Here is a 21,181-nt window from a genome sequence, read left to right on the forward strand (position 1 = left end):
CTCCTTCTTAACCAATACTATCTACAGTAATAATGAGATTTTGATAGCGGTCCATTTCCATTTGTTGCCCATTGTGTAACGGTATTGTCGTGCCATATGAAACTATTAAAGCTGGACCAACAACGGTATTACCTGGTTTAAAATTCTCCGCCTTGTATACAGGTACATCCCTAAAACTCTTTGAATCAATTTGATACATTGGTTTATCTTCCAAATAAGCTTGGATTCCATCTGTACCTTCAAGCGGTAATGGTCTTATTTCTAATTGGTTTTCTGTTGCAGCGACAATATCTAGTCGTAGATTAAGCAATTCTATGGCACTGTTTGGAGAACTTGCTCCATGACCATATTGCTTTTCATAACTAACTTGAAAGTCGATGATAAGCTGTTTTAAGTCTGTATTTTTTAAATTTTCACTAAATTTAAGTGGTACTACGAGTTCATGTATTTGATTTCGGTAGCGTAAATCAACGCTGTAAATTAACAACACACCTTCTTCATTAAGTTTATCTCTTGAAATCTGTTCTTTTGCACGGCTAGTTAATTGATTTAAAATAGTTTGGACTTCAGGTACAATAGAAGTATCAACCTCACCATATCTATCGCGTAAAATTTTCGGATAAGATTGGACATAAGAATGGCGGATATCTGATTGGCCGATGCCAAAAGCAGAAAAGACAGTTGCTGCTTGTGGGATGATCATACGGCGAACACCAATATCAGGTCCATAACCTGTGCAATGTGTAGGCCCGCACCCACCGAATGCTAACATTGAAAAATCTCTCGGATCGTTACCACGCTCGACAGTTGTATTTCGAATTAAATCTGCCATTCGTGCATTAACAATTTGATAGATGGCAGATGCAGCTTCTTCTACACTAATTCCCATTGGATCAGCAATATGACGCTTAATAGCTGTTACTGCCTTATCTCGTGATATGTTCATTTTACCTCCAAGGAAATAATCAGGATCTATATAGCCTAGGACTACATCAGCATCTGTAACAGTTGGCAATGTTCCACCACGCATATAACACGCTGGACCTGGATAGGCTCCCATGCTTTCTGGTCCAACATGTAATGTCCCGACTTCATTTAGCCAAGCTACACTCCCGCCACCTGCACCTACTGTAACAATATCTACTGTTGGTATTGCTACAAACTGTCTTGCCATTACAGTTACAGGGGTAGTGACTGGCTGTCCGTTCAAAATTAACCCAACGTCAAAGCTAGTTCCTCCCATATCCGTTGTAATTAAATTTTCTTCACCTAAAAGTTGACCTAGTTTTTGGCTAGCAATTACCCCTCCAACAGGACCCGATAATAATGTTGTGATAGGGACTTTTTTAATTTCCTCTGCAGTAGCCAATCCACCGATCGATTGCATGACTAATGGCTCTTTAAGGTGATTCTCCTCAATTAATCTTTTTTGTAAACTATCAGCGTAGTTATGAAAAATCGGTCCAAGATATGCATTTATAGCCGTTGTATTCGATCGTTCAAATTCCCGAATAATCGGCACTAAATCACTTGATGCCACTACATAAATGTCAGGGTATTTTTGTTCGATCAATTCTTTAACTTTCTCTTCGTGTATTGAATTCCGAAATGACCATAGCAAGCAAATTGCTATTGCTTCTACTCCTTCTTTAACCAATTCATCAACAGCTTGTTCAGCTTCCTCAAGTGATAAGGAAACGACCTCGTTGCCATATGCATCGATACGTTCGTTTAAACCTCTAACCCATTTTCGAGGTACAATTTGCACTGGTGGATCAGCATGGCGATAGTCTAATAATTGCGATTCGTCAAAGCCAGCAGTTCTACCAAGAACACGAGCAATTGACAGCGTATCTTCAAACCCTTTTGTAGTTAACAAACCAGTGCGTGCACCTTTTAATTCAAGCATTGCATTCGTAGTTACAGTCGTACCATTAAATACCATTTTTGTTTTTGATAAAATGGAGGGGACCGTTTCACCAAGTTGTTCGGCGGCTGATTCGATTCCAGCCAATATACCTTCTGGGGGATTCTTTGGATTTGAAGGTGCTTTCGCAAAGAAAAAGTTCCCCTCATTATCACTAATCACAATATCCACAAAGGTTCCACCTGTATCTGTTGATATTAAATATTGATTCATAAAAACACCACCATTTATTAGTTGAATAAAACGATTAGTTATTAGAAACCAGCTTCGTATTGATGTACTTTTACTCTTTCTTTTATGAAACCAGCCATAGGCATGCTTAATCTAACAGAATCGGCCATCTCTAATACGATGCCCATATCTTTTTGCGCCCAAGGAATATTCTTCATGAATTCCCAATTTTCAAGTGCCCAGTTTTTCCCACTAGAGATTAATAAAGCTTGACGTAGACTCTCCGTTTCAACACCGTACTTTTCAGCCAATGCTAACCCTTCATGATCTGCGACAAGACAAGCCCAAAGCAACATATTATTAATTGTTTTTCCAACCTGACCAGCTCCAAGTCCACCTAGATGGTGAATATCTGGACCACATGCAGAGAGTACAGGCTTAGCTCTTTCAAGCACTTCGGAATCGCCACCAACAAACCATAATAAATTTGCTTCAATTGCACCTTTTTCACCACGTGCAACAGGCGCATCTAAAATATTAACGTCCTTTTCAGATCCCTGCTCAGCTAGAGACCTTGTTAATTCTGGACTAATTGTGCTACTGATTACGGCAATTGTTCCAGCCCTTGCCCCTTCAAAGAAACCGCTTTCTCCTGTTAACGCATCAACAACTTGGTTTGCAAAACCTGTAATAACAATAGCAACGTCAACCTGACTTGCTAGTTCTTTTGGAGAGCTCATTATTTGAGCCCCCATTTTTTCTAATTCAACCAGCTTTTCAACATCAGGATCATATAAGTAAAGGGGAAAGTTTTGCTTAAGTAAATGTTTCCCCATTGGAAAGCCCATTCGTCCTACACCAATAATACCTACACTCAATTTTTGATTTTTTACCAATAGTATCTCCCCTATCCAGTTTATAAAGATGATAGTTTACTTTAATAAAAAATTTGCCTCTTTGTAATATGCCTCAGCTCCAGGATGAAAAGGAATTCCAACATCGCGAGCCATTCCCTCTGGCGTCATAGTTTTAAAGAATTCGAGCTGTTCTTGAAACTTCGGTAACCCTTCCACCAATGCTTGTGTAAAAGCTTTGACTGTTTCAGCCGGAACATCTTTATTTGCCATAATATTTACGCTTGATGAAATCGTTTTTAAATCTTCATTTAAACCATCGTAACTACCTGCTGGGATAATATATTCATGTAACGCCTCGTTATAGCCAGATAACGTGCTAATAATTTCATCACTTAAAGAAAAGAAATGAAGATTACCAGTTGAAGATAAATCAATGGTTACAGAATTAGGATAATAGTTTCCATACATAATGGCGTCAAGATGACCATCTCGTAAGTTTTGGGCTGAGTCCACTTCTCCTAAATGTTGTTCCTCGATATCATCATAAGACATTCCCGCAGCCTTTAAAATCATTTGATTGACAACCTCGGCACCGTATCCTTTTGGCATTACACTTACATTTTTGCCTTTCAAATCTTCAATAGACTTTATATTACTATCAAAAGTTAATAGCTGTACGGGTTGCTCATAAAGAACAGCAACCTCTCTAAAGTCATTCATTGCTGTTTCAAAAGGAGCTTTACCCTGTGTTGCGTCAATAGCAGATGTACTAACGACCATTGCGAAATCACCTTGTCCTGAGTTGATCGCTAAAATATTTGCAGCGCCCCCTCCGGCTTCAAGTTTAACTTCAGAACCAGGAAACGAATCCTCTACAGCTCTTTTAATTGCATTAGCAACCGGTCCCCAGGTACCTTGTGGTGGACCTTGGTACATTGTCACCTCAAACGATTCTAAACCGCTTTCATCTTTTGTTTTTGTTTCAGAGTTGGAAGATGTTGTAGGGTTACTTTCTTCCTGTTCCGTTGGTGTCGAAGTGGATGTATTTGAAGATTGACAACCCACAAGCATTGTTATTAATAAGGCGATACCCAGACAATAAAAAACTTTTTTCAAGCAAAAGCCCTCCTTTTATTTTTTAAGTTAGTTTTTTTCTATTTATTAGAATTGTTTAAATATTCTGTTTTAATTTTAATATAGATATAGTATCATAGTCCAATAAGCATTTATCAATAATGTATAAGCCATATTTATATACGATTTATATGTCAGGATTATTTATCAAAGGAGGTAATTATGAGAATTGAACCATTAATATCATTTTGTACTGTAGTTGAAAAAGGTAGTTTCCAAGAAGCTGCTTCTATACTATTTTTAACCCAACCTGCTGTCAGCATGAATGTTAAGCAATTGGAAAAAGAATTTGGTCAAACACTGTTGATTCGAAAAGGTAAAGGTAAAATAGAGCTGACACCCATGGGTGAAAAGCTCTATGATTATTCCGTAAGATTAAGAGATCAGCTTAAAGAATTAGAAATGCTTAAACAAGAATCAACCCAGCAAGTACAATTTGAAATCATTATTGATTGTAATATTACGGCTGGCTTATACTGGCTCACTTCAATAAGCAATAGATTTCAAATGGAATTCCCTAAAGCTAGGATTTCTATTAATCATACAAACTTAGATGAATCCGTTGACAATCTCCTAGATGAAAAAAGTGACTTAGCACTACTTCTTTCTCCAGTTCATCATCCACAATTACAGACAACACTGTCTTGGGAGGATGAATTAAAAGTAATAATTTCAAAAAACTCATCCCAACCTATATCCTATTTATCTGCTAATGATTTAATTGAACAACCGTTTATCCTACCATCTAAAGGGTTACCAACTAGGGTAATTATTGATAAGTTATTCAATGATCACCTAGGGACTAAAGCAAAATGTGTATTTGAAATTGGCAACCCAGAAGCATTGAAAAGAAGTGTTCGCACCCTTGATAAATTAGGTATTATACTTGCCAGTTCTCTTGATGAGACGGATCGTAATTCATTATCATTTGTTAGCTCCGAAATTAACATGCATTGTAAGCATGTTCTCCTACAAAAGAAGAAGCGTTTTCACTCTAAAACTTTTCATGAGTTTGTTAGTTATATTATGGAGAAGACACCGATACAATTTGTTTAATAATTTAATAGTATTAAAAACAGTGAATTGATATTTACTGTTTTTTGTTGTTTTCTAACATAAAATAACCTGCCTTATTACTAATTAATAAAGGACCGGACAAAATCTCCCTTAATCTGCATAACACAAATAAGACTGCCGTATATGCAGCCTTATTTGATCTAGTTAAGAATTAAATTTCGTTATACAAAATAATACAAACCCATTCCAATAACAAAACCTAAATAAATAACGGTAGTAAATATAGTCGAATATAATATAGATAATTTCCAGCTTTCCTTTGAAATTAACTTTAGATAGATTATAAAGGATAAGAGACATGCAATTATCATATTCGTTACCATTATAAGAATTACAAATAATGCCATCCATCCTATTAATAAGTATCTTTGACCAATTGTTCCATCGGTATTTTGGTCCTCACTGTTCTCTTCATCTTTTGATTCAGATTGCTTATTTAAAAAGAGAAGTTTTTGGCTGAGGGTCGGGAATAAATCATTGATAACTTGTATCCCCGAAAGAACTAATAGAATATAAGCCATCATTTTTGGGATAAGTACAACATCACTTCTCATTCCGGAAGTACTTATAAGAATAGCAATCGTAAATAGAAAGAGGAATAGTGAAAATATACTTTTTTCAGTAAATTTGATCATATGTTTATTCCTCCATCTTTTGGCTTTTGAAATTTCTTTTTAATCGTTGGAAGTGCCAATGAACCTACAGTTAATATAAATAGGACAAGGGCAATTGGACGTGTGAAGAATCCACTTGGTCCAAAGGAAATAAGCGTTTGATGAAATGAAGATTCCACTAGTCCACCTAGCACTAATGCAATGATAAGTGCGATCGCAGAATAAGAGTACTTGCGCATATACATTCCAATAACACCAAATAACAAAGCAACTACTACATCACCTATATTCCCTCTAAAAGCATAAGCACCTACTAATGAAATACCAATAATACCTGGAGCCATCAATGATCCACTTATCTTAGTAATAAAAATCAAGCGTGTACCGATCAATAACGCAACGATTAACGCAACAATCTTACTCATAATCGCAGCAGCAATAAGGAAATAAGTCGTATCAATATTGGTTGTCAGCATTTCCGGTCCAGGAGCTAAACCATGCATAATAAGACCACCAATAAACACTGCCATTGCAGCACTACCTGGAATACCAAAAGCAAGAGTAGGTAGGAATGCTCCACCTTCTTTAGCGTCATTTGCCGATTCAACTGCAATTACACCTTCAATTGCACCCTTACCGAACTTTTCAGGATTTTTTGACATTTGAACAGCAGTACCATAAGCCATAAAACTAGCAACTACACCGCCTACCCCTGGAATCATCCCAATTGATATCCCAGTCAAACACGAACGAATGAATAGCCAAAAATTACGGAATACTGCAGAGAAACCCTCAGCGATACCTTTATCCTTGACTTTAATATCACTGGAAGTCGATGTTTTTTGTGTGAATAAGCTAAATGCCTCGGTTAATGCAAACAACCCTATAATGACTGGTATGATATCCAATCCATCCCAGAGATATGTTGTACCAAATGTGAAACGAGGCAGTCCCATGGTAGGATCTGTGCCTATAAACGCTAGCAATAATCCAAACAATGCTGAGATTATTCCACGGAACACATTTCCCTTTGTTACAACAATAATGACAGTTAAACCGAAGATTGCTAACATAAAAAACTCAGGATACGAAAAAGCCATTACGATTGGACGCGCTATAGGAATTAACAATGCTAGTGCAATAAATCCAATGATACCACCTAATGCAGAGCATAAAACTGCAACTGTAATGGCCATTCCGCCTTTTCCTTGTTTAGCCAATGGATACCCATCAAAAGTCGTTGCTGCATTCGTTGCTTCTCCTGGTGTATTGATTAGTATAGCTGTTATTGAACCACCGTACGTAACCGTACCATATGCAGAAAAAAGTAAAACAATTGCTTCTTGAGCGCTCATTCCAAATGTAAGAGGAATAAGAAGAGCTAATGCAACACTTCCACCTAGTCCAGGCAAAATACCAATTATAAGTCCAATAAGAACACCGAAAACCATAAGCATCATTAGATTCAATGAAAATACTTCAGCAAACTGATTTAGCAATAACAAAAAATCCACCTCCTGCTAGATCTATTGATTAAAAGTAATTACTTGATATTTTAAAAGAAAGAGTAGAGGCGATTAGATCCACCCTTACTCTTTCATCATTATTATTTCATGCTATATAACTCATCAATAATTTCTTTGAATTTAACAAAACCATCTAATGCACTTTTTACAGCAGCTTGTGAGCTTTTAGCATCAGAATAAGCGATTGATCGTTTTGCTTCCGTCATTTGAGTTATAAATTCTTCGTCTTCCATTGTCTTCTTTAGGGCATCCTCTAAAATTACCTTTACATCTTCAGGTGTTCCAGGAGGTGCACCAATTAAACGAATAGCATTAAAACCTGTGTTAATTTCAGCGGATAATCCAATTTCAGATGGTATTGGAACATCGGCGTGATTTGGATGTCTTACTGTATCGTAATAAAGGATTGGCTTTAAGTCACCACTTTCGATATATTGCTGAACACTTTCGTAAGAACTGAATAAAAGATCAGCATCACCGCGGATGACAGCTAAAGCGGCTTCACCCGTACCACCATGATTTAAAGGTTTCCATTTTACACCTAATTCAGCAAGCGTAACCGCACCGCCAATTGTATCTTGTGATTGAAGACCTTTTGTTGAGACAACATACTCTTTATCTGTTGTAAAATCTTCAATAGAATTGAACGGGCCATCACCTTTTACTAATGCCACGTTATTACCAGCTGCAACTTGTCCAATCCATGTAACCTCGGCTAAATCATATGGTACTTCTTGTGACAACTGTGTTGGAGCTAGGCCATTAACATTGTAAATTTTTATTGTATAGCCATCTGGAGTTGCTTTATGAACGTAATTAGTTGCTGTAACACTTCCTGCACCAGGCATATGACGTACAATGACATTCACGTCATTTGGTAAATGTTTTTCTAAAAACGGTGCCATTGCTTGTGCATAATCACTGTAACCACCACCGGCATCATACCCAACTACAAACTCTATGTCTTTTTTAGGGAAATCACTACTAGCTTTTTGTTCTTCTCCACCAGCATTACTACTGCTACCTTCATTTGCTTGACTTGAATTACTTGAACTTGTTGACGAACTACAGCCCGCCACTATCATTGCAAGTATTAATGCACCAATAAATAAAATACTTCTACGAAAACTCTTTTCCATCTACTTTCCTCCTTTATAATGCAATCTGTTAGATAGATTCCCTTGATTAAAATATAAAAATTGCTACCTTTCATTGAAAACGCATACATTAATTTAAGTAGATTGCAGAAGTATATGAATCTCCTACAATCTTTTGGTGCAATCCTTTGATTAATCTATCGAAACCTGGTGTTGTAAATAAACTTCTTTTCTTTGTTCTGAAGATTCTAGTACAGCGATACACACTTCTAAATTTGCCATTCCCCAATGACCGTCGTGAATTAACTTCTTGTCATTATAAATGGCATCATACAATTCTTCTATCATTAGATCTCTGCCGGTTTTTCCATCTAAGGTTATCTCATACTTTTCTTCATCCCCATAAATATATAAACCGTTAGGTGACTGGCGAATATCTCCCCTCTCACAGCTTACTAAGGTTAATCCAAAAAAGGGCTGTTCGGTTTGCTGCTTACTATAATCCTTTGAAAATTTTCCACCATACCCTTTTTGACTTTTAAGCAAAGTCTCTTCAGTAGGGTCTTTCAAATTTTTTATGGTAAAACGGGATTTTCCATATTCATTGGACCGAACAGAAGGTCCACCTTCACCGATTCCAAAAGTAAGTTCTGTTGTATGAAAATGGTCATACCCGTTATATACAGCTGTTGCTGCGGTACCATCTTCAAATTCAAGAAATACAGTATGGGCGCCTTCAGTAGGACGAGTTGGATCCCACTTACCTGTCATAGCTCTTACGCTCCTAATAGCTCCTCCACCAATGTAACGGATAATATCAAACTGGTGCGAACCTTGACGATATGTTATACCACCACCCAACTTAGTATCTAGCTCTGTAGGTATTCGCGGACGATAAATCCAATCATTAAAATACCAGTTATTAATCATTCTAACTTTTCCTAATTCACCACTAGCAATTACTTCTCTCATCTTTTTGATTGGAGGTTCGAAACTATGTGAGTGCCCTACCATCATTTGGACTCCATTTTTTTCTGCTAAGTGTATTAAATTTGATGCTTCATCTAAAGTTACTGCAATAGGCTTTTCAACAATAATATGTTTTTTATTTTCCGCGGCAATGCGAACATGTTCATCATGATACTCAGTCGGAGTAGCAATATAGACTGCGTCAACTTCAGGACAGCGACATATATCCTCAATACTATAAAAAGCCTTTGCGCCAAAATCACTTGAGAACTTCTCGAGTTTTTCTTTGTTTCGACCACTAGCAGCAGATACTGAAACATGCGGATGTTTCAGTATCGCTGGGATTAGTGCACTTCCCGCATTTCCTAAACCAATTATTCCAATTCGTAAATGTGGAGGATTATTACGTCCTGCGTTCATATTTCAACCGCCTCCTTACCCTTCATCGACCTCTGTTGCAGTAAACTGGATTATTTTGGTGATCTCACCACGCCAAAAGCATTCATTACACCAAAAAAATTCTATATCTCTATCAGATTGGAAAAAACGGTCTATAAAACTTTTATCTTCGTTAATTTTGTGACCACAATTCGGACAATAACTTATACTTATCTTTTCAAAAGCATTGCATGTCGTTTTATGGTTTATAGGAGATTTCTGAGCTTTTAAAACCATATATTAGCCTCCTTCATACCAATGACCTTTATAAAAGTGTTAGTATTATTTATTTAATGCCTACACCTCTATAAAAATCAATTAGGTCTTCAACATTTGGAGCAAACCGCGTTTGGAATCGTTTTGTCGTGACGTCAAATCCATCACTATAATGATGTTTTTTCTTTTCTAAAGGCAATTTTATAAACTGATTTTTAGCATGATCACGAATAACTCCAATTGGGTCTTCACCGCGTTCTACCTTTGCAATTTCTTCTTTAATCATTTGGCGGAGCATAATAATACCTTTATCTGTCGTTCCAAGTCGTTCATTCGTACGGTCTGCAATCGCACCTTGAGTAATCCAACACATAATATCTTGGCCATCGATATAATCAACAATAAACTCGCCATTCTCATCTTTATAAGGAACCTCATAAAACGGAATTTCCTTCAATGACTCAGGAATTTCAACTGCGGGATCTTGCGCATATGCTTGATACCACACATGCCATGTTGTTTCATCATCGACTGGGACGCGCATTTGGAAAGCATAACTACCTTCCCCTGCTGTTCCTCCTACCGCTAACAGGTACGGGAATACGATCGGATGTCCAATTTTCCAGTCATCGCTGTCCTCTGATTGTCCTTCGAATAAACGGCGCTTTACAATACCATACTCAAATTTATCAAATGCAATTTTTTTATGATGACGAACAAATGCGTTATCTGTCTTTTCGCCACGTAGTTCTTTAACGTATTGATCAAAATGACCATGCAACCATTCAGTATGTGCTGGATCTAATGAGTTTTCCATAACTTGTAGGAAATTCACTGGTAGTGTTGCATGACCGATACTACGAATAGCGTTTTCTGCTACAAAACCATCTAATCTTGGTAACAGTGGTGCCGGTTTTGGTCCCAAATATCCAAAAATTAAGCCGCCAAGTTCTTGGACTTCATACGCTTTTACTTTTATTCGATCTTTAAATGTACTCGTTTCTGGTTCATTTGGTTGATCCGTACAGTTCCCCTTATTATTGAAACACCAGCCGTGATATTGACAGCGAAGACCATCTTCAACAGGCATACCGAAAGCTAATGAAACGCCACGATGCGGACATTTTTCCTGAATCAACCCTAAATTTCCAGATCGATCTTTATAAAGTACTAAATCTTCTCCTAATAAGCGCACTTTTTTTGTATATTTCTCTTTCAATTCAGATGCAGCGGCAACTGGATACCAATATCTTCGTAGTAACTCCCCCATAGGTGTACCTGGTCCAACTTGAGTTATCAATTTGTTTTGCTCTGCACTCATCATAATAAATTCCTCCCTGCCATTTAATACTTTTAACGGATGTTAGATTCCAGCAAACACATTATTTCTTTCTGATTTCTCATGGTAATAATTCCAAACCTTTTCAACAATCTTAGGAGTCCAAGCGGTTTCACGTGTTCTTACTAAGTTATCTCCTTCTAATACTTTAATTTTGTCGGCTGCTGCAAGTGTGGCGTAGTATAGTTTCTTGGCATGCTCTTCGACGTATACAGTAGCAGCAAAAGCAGATTTTAGACTATCACTAACTACCACATTTCCGTGATGGCGTAATTGTAAAACTGGGTCATTTCCTAAAGCTGCTGCTAACTCCTCTCCTTGTTCAGGAGTATTTATCAAACTAGAGTCCTCAAACATATTACACTGTTCAACAAAGGAGCCTAGCATAAATACAGGTTGAAAAGGAATGTCGGCTATACCAAGTACAGTTTGCCAATGTGGGTGACCATGTACAATGGAGGATACATCACTTCTTCGTTTATATATTGCATTGTGAATATAAACTTCGCTTGGTGGTTCACTAATACCTTCAACTAGTTGGCCATTTAGATCACAAACGACAATGTCATCTGCTTTAACAGAAGCACGACTAGCTTTACGTGCATTAATTAAAAAATAATCGGTGCCTGGTAAGCGGACACTAACATGCCCATTCATATCTAGCAATTGAATATTTTCAAGCATTCGAATGGACTTCGCTAGTTGCAATTTTAACTCATTAATATTTTGCTCTGACATAAAGTACCTCCTAGGTATATGTAACTAAAAATCAAATCTTTTATCGTTTCGTAATATGAAACGTGTTTTATTTTTTTGTTATATTCGATTAACACCATGATAGCATTGGAAACATATATATTTCAATATTTAAACAATAAATAATTTTCTGAAATTTTTATCACGTAATAAGAAATACCGGATAAAAAATAAAAAGGAACAAAAAACATGGGCAAATACCTCGTTTTGCTCTATGTTTTGTTCCTATCTATTATTAATCTACATATCTTTCTTGTTAATCTACTAAAATTTTTGTATATTTCGGTGGTTCTCCCATTTTATGCGCATGAACATTTTTTCGTGTTACAAAATCTATCTTCTGACTTTCCTCGTCACTTAGAGCTCTTGATCCCAAGAGTACCATCTTACTCTCACCTGTATTTTCTAACCAATAAAAATTACCACCAGGTATTAAAGCAACCATACCTGGTTTTAACACATGGGCACTGTCATCCTTAAAATACATTGTGCACTCACCTTCAACACAATAAAACGTTTGATCTGCGTTATGACAGTGCATCTCATCATGGTCCCCAGGATTTTGATAAACATGTAACCATGTATGAAACTTTGGTCCATTCATTAATACTTTTCTAATAGCACCTGGTACTTCATTCGTATCCTGTGTAGTACCCACAACATCATTAGCCATTTTTATCATATCCACAATTTTTATTGCCATCAAAACTCCTCCTTAAATTTTATTTCATTTGAAAATTTCTTCCTTTATCAAACTAGCTTTCTAAATTACTTATTCCATTTTGGTAGAAATCTTTTAACATAGGGGTAAAAAATCATTAGAATACAAATCATGATTAATATTAATGTAATTGGTCTACTAATCATTGATGATCCGTAAAGGGAATGAGCTAGCAATAAATTTTTCTCAATAATGTCACCCAATACAAATCCAATTACGAAAGTGATTCGCGAAAACCCAAATTTCATAAATAGAAAGCCTATCAAACCGAAAAGTGCTGTTGCAAAAACATCTGTAATATTCTGGTGAACCATATACCCTCCAAAAAGGGCTACAGATATAATAACTGGGATAATTATTGATATATCTATATCTGTAATTTTCGCTAGATACTTAGATAGACCAAATGCAACTGCAGCTGCTAAAATATTTGCAATTACAACAACAAATACCATCAGATAAGTAATGTGTAAGTTGGTGCTTACCATCTCTTTTCCAGGTGTAATCCCTAAGATATACAGAGCTACAATTAGTATAGCCATACTGGAACTACCTGGAATTCCAAACAACATAGTTGTAGCTAAAGCGCCACCCTCTTTGGCATTATTGGCTGATTCCGGCGCAATTACCCCTTCAATTCTACCTTTTCCAAAACTTGCATCATCTGCATTTCTTTTTTTACTTTTTGTAGCTAACCCATATGATAAAACGTTAGCTAATTCTCCGCCAACTCCAGGAATAATTCCTATAAAAACCCCAATTAAAGCCGAACGGAGAATTAAAAGTTTGTGTTTCAAAACTTGCATAATATTTCGTAATGTAATTTTTCCAACTGTAATATCTTCATTCTGATTGATTTTAGATCCTTTTCCAAATGACAAATGCAGCATCTCAGCTATTGCAAAAAAACCTAAAAATACTGGAATCATATTAATACCATCAAGTAAATATGTGAACCCAAATGTATACCTAGTTACACCAGAGCTTAATTCCAGCCCAACAAAGGATAGTAAAATCCCTAACAAACCTGCTACCACTGATTTTAGCGTGTTTTCTTCCCCCATTGAAGACAAAAGAATTAACCCAATCAAGGCTAGGGAAAAGAACTCCGCTGGACCAAAAGCTAAAACAACAGGTGCTATAAATGGTATTAATATCGCCAAACAGATTGCCCCTATTAAACCACCTAACACACTACTTACCAAAGATGCTGCAAGCGCTTGATTGGCCAGACCTTTTCTGGCCATTGGGTACCCATCAAAAACTGTAGCTAAATTAGTTGGCGTTCCTGGAACTCCAATTAATATGGCACTAATAGAACCTCCTGTTGCTGTTACGCTTTGTGCCCCTATTAATAATCCGATTGCATTCTCTAATGACAAATTGTACGTAAAAGGCAATAAAACCGCTAATAGAAATGTTCCACCTAGACCTGGAAAGACCCCAACTAATAAACCCAACATTGCACCAATAAGAATGAACATTAAAACTTCAATATCGAACGCTAATATCCATGCTTGGATTATGGATTCAACCAAAATTTTTCACTCCTAAAAGTATCAATAAAAGAGATATATCTTTGGTAAACTCTTATAAAGTGATACTAAAAAATGGACCTTCATAAAGATATATACCAAAAATTTGTGTAAATCCCCAAAGTACTATGAAACTACCTACTAAGAATGATGATGAAATTAATAGTCTTCTTTTACCATTTAGAACCATATAGAAAAATAAATATAGTGGAATTCCAATATATAAGCCTAAATAGAAGATAAGAATAAACGGTAAAATCATAACCCAAAAAAAGGTACTAATTATTCTCTGTCCTCCTGGGGATTGCTTTTCTTGCTCTGAATTATCCTTATCTTGATTTAGTTTCGTTTTTCTAATTTCCGTTATAATGATTAGTAATTGCAAAATTACTGCAGGGATAGCAAAAATCAATGGTAACATTCGCGCTTCCTTCGGAAAATCAAGGGCCATAATAATAAACATGATCAGAACTAGAAAAAGTACTATATTAAATAAAAGTTTTCCCATTCGATTCACCACTTTTAGTTGAAATTAAATGAAGGGAGTTGTAGGGTACCCTACTCCCCCTAGTTTCATTTACTCAAACAAACTATTTATACTTGTTTTCAACTCTTCATTATTAATAACTCTTTCCACAATCTTTGTCATTTCCCCAGCTTCTTCGTTTCCTACTGGTCCATAAATCTTATTAATCTCCTCTTTAAACTCAGGATTATTTAAAGCCTTGTCGATAGCATCTGCCAAGAATTCCGCCTTTTCTGGGTCTAATCCTGGAGGACCTACTATTGGTCTGCCGATGTTGTACATATCAACTAAATTATTAAATAAAGTCTTACTATCTTCATCCATTTGATCATAATATTCACCTACAACTGGTATGTCATTAAATTCTTCACTTCTCTCGCTGCCTAATACTAATAGCCCTCTTGCAGTACCTTGGCGCATTTCCGCAATTCGACCGGTGATACTTTCTGCTTGCAATTGTACATCTCCACGTTCCATAGCAAGTTGAGTTTCGTTACCTCCATCAAAACCGGTTACTAATTCCCAAGGCAAATCAAAAGCATTCATTATTGCAGATGAATTTAAATATCCATTCGACGCTCGACCCGTTGTGGCAACCTTTAGTTGTTGCTTTTCTGCCAACAACTGATCAAAGGATTGTATTGAGCTCTTTGTAGGTGTATATAATAATTGAGACTCTGCATTAAATCTTCCTAAATACGTATACTTTGTCATGTCAAGGCCTTCTAGTCCTGGTTGGTTTGTTAATTGACCAAAAGCAAATGCAACTCCATTCAATACACCAAGTGTTAAACCGTCTGGTTTGGCTTCATAAATTAATTTTGATCCTACTATCCCTGATGCTCCTGGTTGATTCTTCACAATGATTGTAGCCCCTGTATATTCCTGCAAATAGTTTTGAACTACCCTAGCTTGCGTATCATAGCCGCCACCATTTGAGAAAGGCACGATAAAAGTAATCGTTTTCCCCTTAAAATATTCAGCAGCGCTATTACTATTCTCTTTAGTCGAACTATCAGAGTTACTTGTATTTGCTGAATTTGCAACCTCTGTAGTTCCCGGTGTAGAGCTTGCAGTATCACTATTAGTAGACGCAGTTTCTTCTTTTTTTGCACCGCAAGCCCCTAGTAATAAAATCAAACCAATTATTGCAATTAATGAAATTAAGAGATTTTTAGACTTCATAAATTACCCCTTTCAGGAATAGTAATATTCAATTATTGTTTAATTTTATACCCTAGAATGTAAACGATTTCAAAGTGTGAAAGAGAGGTGCCGTTACAACTACAAAATAAGTTACTGTTACTTTTGATTGAACTCTTTTAAATTTTGAATAATTTCATTGCATTTCTGCCAAGGATATCTCGTTTTTGCTCTTCATTTAAAAACGGTAAATCATATACCCTGCTTGGTAGGTCAAAATCCCAGTGAGGATAATCTGATGCATACAAAATTTGTGATGTTCCTACCATTTCAAAAATGGTTTGAATATAGCTGTTATCCGCTTCTAATGGTTGGGTTGTGAAATAAAACTCCTTAATATATTCACTTGGCTTTTTCTTTAGCAGTGGGGCTTCAGACATTCTCATCATATATTCATTGTCTAATCGCATCATCATAAAAGGTAACCAGGATAAACCAGCCTCAATAAAAGCAAACTTTAATTTTGGGAAACGTTCTGGAATACCATTTAAGACAAGATTTGTCATGTGAACCATGTTATACACTGGAAAACCTAATGCATGAGCAGCTAAAAAACTATTAAGAGGTTCAAAAATACGTTCACGCCAATTTAGATTCGAATGAAAACCAAGAACAAGTTCTCGCTCTTCGAGGGCTCGATAAACCTTCATCTGTCTATTTTCTTGAATCTTAGTATAGCGGTTAGAAGTTGTCATAAATCCCACAACACCTTGCTTATCTCCAAGTTCTTCAATAATTCTTAAACTCATATCCGGATCATTAAAAGGTAAATAAAGAAGTGCTTTAACTGATTTATCAACTGCTAAAATATTTTCAACAAGCCAATGATCATAAGCATGTGCAAGAGCCGCCTCTACTTCTACTTTTGGATTCATTCCTAAGGCTAAGATAGGAGTTGGAAAAAGTAAGGAGTAATCGATAGCCATGGCTTTCATAGAGTGTTTAAGGTGCGCTAATAACGCTTCACTTCCTGACCCGATACCATACAAATTGTCAGATTCTTTTACAGCCCGTTTTAATCGACCTGCTACATGTCTATCTCCCATCATATCAGGGATAAATGCGTTCATAGCTTTATGTGTATTGGACTCCATGATCCTCCGAATAGCTGGGTTCTCAACATATTTAGCGATCTCAGGGAAACAACTTGTCTCAGCATGGTGACAATCAGCATCAACTATAGTAAAGTCATAAAGTCCCCGTCGTTCAGCTTCTCTTGAAGCATTTGCTAAAAATTCTTCTTTACCGATCGAATTTTGTGTGGTCATTATCCTTCAACTCCCATTGTTCAGAATCAGAAAACCATGCAACCTCAAATGCTGCTATGTCAAAAGCTTTTAACATAGTTGAAACAGTAATGACCACATCGGTAGAAGTCACTTTCCCATTCTTTTTAAATGGAGAAGGTACTAATTGCTGAACATCTTCATCTTGAAATAGCTTTTGAACCCTTTTGGCATAAATAGGTACTATTGCACTAAACAGACGTTGTAAATTCTCATCTAGAATAATCGCTTGTTCATGTTCATCCAAACTCTCTAGCTCTGTAATAAACTTCTCGATCTGTGCATTAATTTCTTCACTCTTTAACATGGACATATACATCCTCACCCCTAACCTCGACTTGATAGCTTCTAAGACGGAATTTACGATCTGCCGCACATTCTCCTGTGCTTAAATCAAATTCCCACCCATGCCAAGGACATACTACATGTGTTTCATCTTCTGAAAAGCGTTCCTCTACTAAGGTTTTATCATCTGCTAGGACCTGTTCATATCTGCCCAACACTACACCTTGACAAATTGGACCGCCTTGGTGTGGGCATCTACTTTCATACGCTACGAAATGATCTTTCACCTTATAAATACCTATCTCCGTGTCATTATCAGTCCTGATAGTAACACCCTGTTCTGGGGAAATATCTTTAGCCTGGGCAACAAAGTACATTTTTCCCATATTATCCCTCCTACTTAATTTTGTGTACTTGTATTCTGAATATATAGAACTTTGTAGTACTTTATACTAGCTATGGCATAAGGGTTTGTTATACATAAGTAAATGGGACTTATATATCACAGGATAGGTACCCTTCCATATCAAGTGTTAATTTGATTTAGTTGAATGGAGATCTTTTCTTTCAAGATGAGTAATAGAGGTAATATTTTGAGGAAGTATAGGAACAACTCTGTTGCTGAAGCAAAAAAACTGCGTTTCCGCAGTCTTTTATTATGATTTTATAAAGCCCATTTCTTCAGATATTTTACTAGCTGTTTCTACAACTTGTTGAATTAAAATTGGAATTCTTTCTTCACTTAAACGCTGTACAGGGCACGCCGCTGTGATCACCCCTAATAAATCTCCACTATACCCAAAAATTGGAGCCACAACTGCATACGATCCCTCGACGCGTTCATTCGCACTATTTTCATATCCTTTGTAGAGAATTTTCTCAAGTTCCTGCACTAACGTAGCGGCATCTTTTTTTAAGAGATTATTGCTCTCTGCGTAGGATATAATCTTCTTTCTTTCGCTTTCATCAAGGTATGCAAGCAACACTTTACCTGAAGCTCCCACCCATAAACTATTTCTTTGGCCAACCTTACTGAAATTTCGAATTGCTAATGGGCTCTCTACAATTTCAATGCAGACGCGCTCATTTCCATCTGCAATATTTAAACTAATAGTTTCTGAGGTTTCTTCAGATAACTTTCTCATAAATGGCAGCGCAATGGACCTTAGCTCCAAGTTTCCTACTGCAACTGACCCAAGATGAAAAAATTTAAAGCCTAAGCTGTATTTTTGGGTGATTGAATCTTGTCTAATGTAATTCATATCCATCAACGTCGCCAATAATCGAAAAATGGTACTTTTATTTAACCCCGTTTTCTTTGTCAATTCACTTAAGGTAAGTTCTGGCTTTTCCATAGTAAAGCATTCTAATATCTTCATCGTTCTTTCAACCGATTGTACTTTCGATTTTCTATCATCCATAAAGTCCCGTTATAAAAAATAAGCAAATCTAGCTCTTTTAACTTATTTCAAGCTTTACTTTTTATAACAGCATTCACCTCATTTCGTTTTGGTGTTAACAGAAAATTCATCTATTATTTTATAATTAGTTTGAAGCTTTAGTAATTTAAATAAATTTACCATTTCTAGGTTAACAATTCAACAATAGTACATTTGTCGTCCTATAATTATTTTATAACAAAAAAAGGCAAACAGAACATGTTTTAGTCTGTTTGACCTTGTCTTAAAGCTCTATACCAATACCTAGTAGTCTAGTAATCAGTATAGCCTGTTTTTACATAAAGACATATTAAATATAAGTCTTAAATTAGTTTTCTTGAAAACGGTAGCCCATCCGCTTTGAAATTTTCATCGATATGTCAATGACAAGCTTGACTAATTCTTCACGTCTTTCTCCTTCCATTTTATAGCTAGCACCAGATATGCCAATTGATGCAATGCCTTGCTTTTTTTCATTAAATATAGGTGCTGCAATCGCAGTATATCCCATAAATGTTTGATCAATATCAACAAAATAACCATTTTTTCGAATGTCTTTTAAACGTTTTATAAAGTGGGTAGAGTCAGTTACTGTCTTTGGAGTTAGCGGTTCTAATGGATAATGTTCAAGCAACTCTTCTACAAATTGTCCATCCATATAAGCTAACAGAACAATACCTAAGGCACCATTGTGAATAATTCGCCTTCTGCCTACGAAGTTATTAGGTTGCAGTCCTTCATCACTGTCAAAACGCAATAAATATTGAATCGTTTCGTCATGCGGTGTTGCAAGAATAACAGAATGACCAGTCTGTTCATATAGATCTAAAAGATAAGGTTCAGATTCTCTGCGAATATCTAGGTTTTCTAGTACTATTCCTCCGTATTCTAGAGGTTTATTTCCAAGTCTATAAAGATTCGAAGACTGATCATATTGAATCAAGTCATTTCTTTCTAAAGTCCATAATAATCGATAGGTAGTTGCTTTAGCTAATTTAGTTTTATCCATTATTTCTTCAATTGTTAATGCTGGTTTTTCAAAACTAAAACAATTTAATATTTGAATAGCTCGTTCTACAGCTCTAATCGGTTCTATGTTTAATTCCCTCATGATCTTAAATCCCCAATTCTATCCTTTTTCTTCTACATTTTAATAGAATTTATCATGTATGTATAGTACTTTGTCTGAAAAAACTGAACAATCCCAAAATTCAAATGATATACTCACTGATAGAATGAGTTTATTGGAGATACTTACTACCTTCACGAATCGTTAAATTAGGCAATTGGTTTGTTTCGATAAATCGTTTAACTGAATCTGAATTCGTTTTAGAGTATTCTCTTAATGCCCATCCCATTGCTTTTTGTATGAAAAACTCCTTGCTTTCTGCATGCAATTTAATAAATCTATACAATAATAACTCATTTGTATCTTCCTTATATCTTAATTGAAACAAGATAGCTGATCTTTGCAGCCACATGTCTTTCCCATAAGCCCAGTTTTCAATATGCTCGTCTATCATTTCTGGAAATTTGCTAGCTATTTTACCAACGGGATGTTGAGCCAGCATATCTACTGTATCCCACCACGATTTAGTCATAATTAAGGTCTCCATTAATGATAGGTGATTTTTATCAAGTTTCTTTAAAGATCTTTTAATATAGTCTAGAGCTGCGTACTGGTATTCCCTCTCTTCTTTGTCCCATAATTCTAAAACAAAATCAGCTTGAAACGGATCTTTTAATAAACCACTAATTCGATAAAATTCCTTCAATAATTCATTTCTAGCAGGCGTCTTAATTCCTAAAAAAGGGAACAAATCTTTCATATATTTTTTCATTGGAAAAGCTTGTTCTACATTTCCATTTTCCTCAAATAATTTACTTAAATAATCAGTATAACTCATTATTTTTACTCCTTAGAAACTTATTTAGTTAATTTTACTAAAATCTAAAAGAAAAGTTAATTAACATTTTACATGTGATAATATTGCCCTTAGTATACTTTAATCATTCAGTGGTAAAAATGGATGAATGTTCAGAATTAATTATAAAGGGGAACATT

21 protein-coding genes are annotated in these 21,181 nt (G+C 35.9%); 1 reads left to right on the forward strand and 20 read right to left on the reverse strand.

The annotated features are described in order from the left end of the window. Positions 1-7 precede the first annotated feature (7 nt). The 3 genes from C1724_RS20820 to C1724_RS20830 are packed head-to-tail and all read right to left on the reverse strand — an operon-like array spanning position 8 to position 4,071. The gene (locus C1724_RS20820; RefSeq protein WP_102348689.1) at positions 8-2,140 is read right to left on the reverse strand and encodes a hydantoinase/oxoprolinase family protein; all 2,133 of its coding nucleotides are present in this window, start codon (positions 2,138-2,140) and stop codon (positions 8-10) included. A 41-nt stretch (positions 2,141-2,181) separates the two neighbouring features. Then, positions 2,182-2,994, reverse strand: coding sequence for an NAD(P)-dependent oxidoreductase (locus tag C1724_RS20825; protein ID WP_102348690.1), 813 nt, complete (start codon positions 2,992-2,994; stop codon positions 2,182-2,184). Between the two features lie 36 nt (positions 2,995-3,030). Then, entirely contained in the window at positions 3,031-4,071 is a 1,041-nt protein-coding gene (locus C1724_RS20830; protein ID WP_102348691.1) for a TAXI family TRAP transporter solute-binding subunit, read from the reverse strand. A gap of 180 nt (positions 4,072-4,251) precedes the next feature. Here C1724_RS20830 and C1724_RS20835 point away from each other — a divergent pair, with 180 nt between their 5' ends. Next, entirely contained in the window at positions 4,252-5,145 is an 894-nt protein-coding gene (locus C1724_RS20835) for a LysR family transcriptional regulator (protein WP_102348692.1), read from the forward strand. A gap of 182 nt (positions 5,146-5,327) precedes the next feature. Here C1724_RS20835 and C1724_RS20840 read toward each other — a convergent pair whose 3' ends face one another. From C1724_RS20840 to C1724_RS20920, 17 genes are all read right to left on the reverse strand, one after another. Further along, positions 5,328-5,801: a tripartite tricarboxylate transporter TctB family protein gene (locus C1724_RS20840; RefSeq protein ID WP_102348693.1), complete on the reverse strand. Its 474-nt coding sequence runs from the start codon at positions 5,799-5,801 to the stop codon at positions 5,328-5,330. After that, positions 5,798-7,285, reverse strand: coding sequence for a tripartite tricarboxylate transporter permease (locus tag C1724_RS20845; RefSeq protein ID WP_102348694.1), 1,488 nt, complete (start codon positions 7,283-7,285; stop codon positions 5,798-5,800). Before C1724_RS20845 ends, C1724_RS20840 begins: the two co-directional genes overlap by 4 nt. A 101-nt stretch (positions 7,286-7,386) precedes the next feature. Further along, complete coding sequence (locus C1724_RS20850) at positions 7,387-8,445, reverse strand: Bug family tripartite tricarboxylate transporter substrate binding protein (protein ID WP_102348695.1); 1,059 nt, start codon at positions 8,443-8,445, stop codon at positions 7,387-7,389. A gap of 150 nt (positions 8,446-8,595) precedes the next feature. Continuing rightward, positions 8,596-9,792 (reverse strand): Gfo/Idh/MocA family oxidoreductase, encoded by a 1,197-nt coding sequence (locus tag C1724_RS20855; protein WP_102348696.1) that lies wholly within the window; start codon positions 9,790-9,792, stop codon positions 8,596-8,598. 15 nt (positions 9,793-9,807) lie between these two features. After that, a complete protein-coding gene (locus C1724_RS20860) occupies positions 9,808-10,047 on the reverse strand; it encodes a hypothetical protein (protein WP_102348697.1) in 240 nt (79 codons plus the stop codon). 49 nt (positions 10,048-10,096) lie between these two features. Continuing rightward, a complete protein-coding gene (locus C1724_RS20865) occupies positions 10,097-11,350 on the reverse strand; it encodes an aromatic ring-hydroxylating dioxygenase subunit alpha (RefSeq protein WP_102348698.1) in 1,254 nt (417 codons plus the stop codon). Between the two features lie 39 nt (positions 11,351-11,389). Further along, entirely contained in the window at positions 11,390-12,103 is a 714-nt protein-coding gene (locus C1724_RS20870; protein ID WP_102348699.1) for a class II aldolase/adducin family protein, read from the reverse strand. A gap of 274 nt (positions 12,104-12,377) precedes the next feature. Next, entirely contained in the window at positions 12,378-12,824 is a 447-nt protein-coding gene (locus C1724_RS20875) for a cupin domain-containing protein (RefSeq protein ID WP_102348700.1), read from the reverse strand. 65 nt (positions 12,825-12,889) lie between these two features. Continuing rightward, positions 12,890-14,380, reverse strand: coding sequence for a tripartite tricarboxylate transporter permease (locus C1724_RS20880; protein WP_102348701.1), 1,491 nt, complete (start codon positions 14,378-14,380; stop codon positions 12,890-12,892). A gap of 52 nt (positions 14,381-14,432) precedes the next feature. Continuing rightward, a complete protein-coding gene (locus tag C1724_RS20885; RefSeq protein WP_102348702.1) occupies positions 14,433-14,885 on the reverse strand; it encodes a tripartite tricarboxylate transporter TctB family protein in 453 nt (150 codons plus the stop codon). A 69-nt stretch (positions 14,886-14,954) separates the two neighbouring features. Then, a complete protein-coding gene (locus tag C1724_RS20890) occupies positions 14,955-16,088 on the reverse strand; it encodes a Bug family tripartite tricarboxylate transporter substrate binding protein (RefSeq protein ID WP_102348703.1) in 1,134 nt (377 codons plus the stop codon). A 137-nt stretch (positions 16,089-16,225) separates the two neighbouring features. Then, the gene (locus tag C1724_RS20895; RefSeq protein ID WP_102348704.1) at positions 16,226-17,374 is read right to left on the reverse strand and encodes an amidohydrolase family protein; all 1,149 of its coding nucleotides are present in this window, start codon (positions 17,372-17,374) and stop codon (positions 16,226-16,228) included. Continuing rightward, positions 17,349-17,705, reverse strand: a complete 357-nt coding sequence (locus C1724_RS20900; RefSeq protein WP_142386579.1) for a hypothetical protein — start codon at positions 17,703-17,705, stop codon at positions 17,349-17,351. Before C1724_RS20900 ends, C1724_RS20895 begins: the two co-directional genes overlap by 26 nt. Beyond that, positions 17,686-18,063: a Rieske (2Fe-2S) protein gene (locus C1724_RS20905; RefSeq protein ID WP_102348706.1), complete on the reverse strand. Its 378-nt coding sequence runs from the start codon at positions 18,061-18,063 to the stop codon at positions 17,686-17,688. The genes C1724_RS20900 and C1724_RS20905 overlap by 20 nt, the downstream gene beginning before the upstream one ends. Before the next feature lie 270 nt (positions 18,064-18,333). Next, on the reverse strand, positions 18,334-19,098 hold the full coding sequence (locus C1724_RS20910; protein WP_102348707.1) for an IclR family transcriptional regulator: 765 nt from the start codon (positions 19,096-19,098) through the stop codon (positions 18,334-18,336). 346 nt (positions 19,099-19,444) lie between these two features. Beyond that, a complete protein-coding gene (locus tag C1724_RS20915; protein ID WP_102348708.1) occupies positions 19,445-20,227 on the reverse strand; it encodes an IclR family transcriptional regulator in 783 nt (260 codons plus the stop codon). Positions 20,228-20,357: 130 nt separating this feature from the next. Next, complete coding sequence (locus tag C1724_RS20920) at positions 20,358-21,023, reverse strand: DNA alkylation repair protein (protein ID WP_102348709.1); 666 nt, start codon at positions 21,021-21,023, stop codon at positions 20,358-20,360. Positions 21,024-21,181: the final 158 nt, after the last annotated feature.

The organism is Bacillus sp. Marseille-P3661 (genome assembly GCF_900240995.1).
Taxonomy (GTDB): domain Bacteria; phylum Bacillota; class Bacilli; order Bacillales; family Bacillaceae_J; genus OESV01.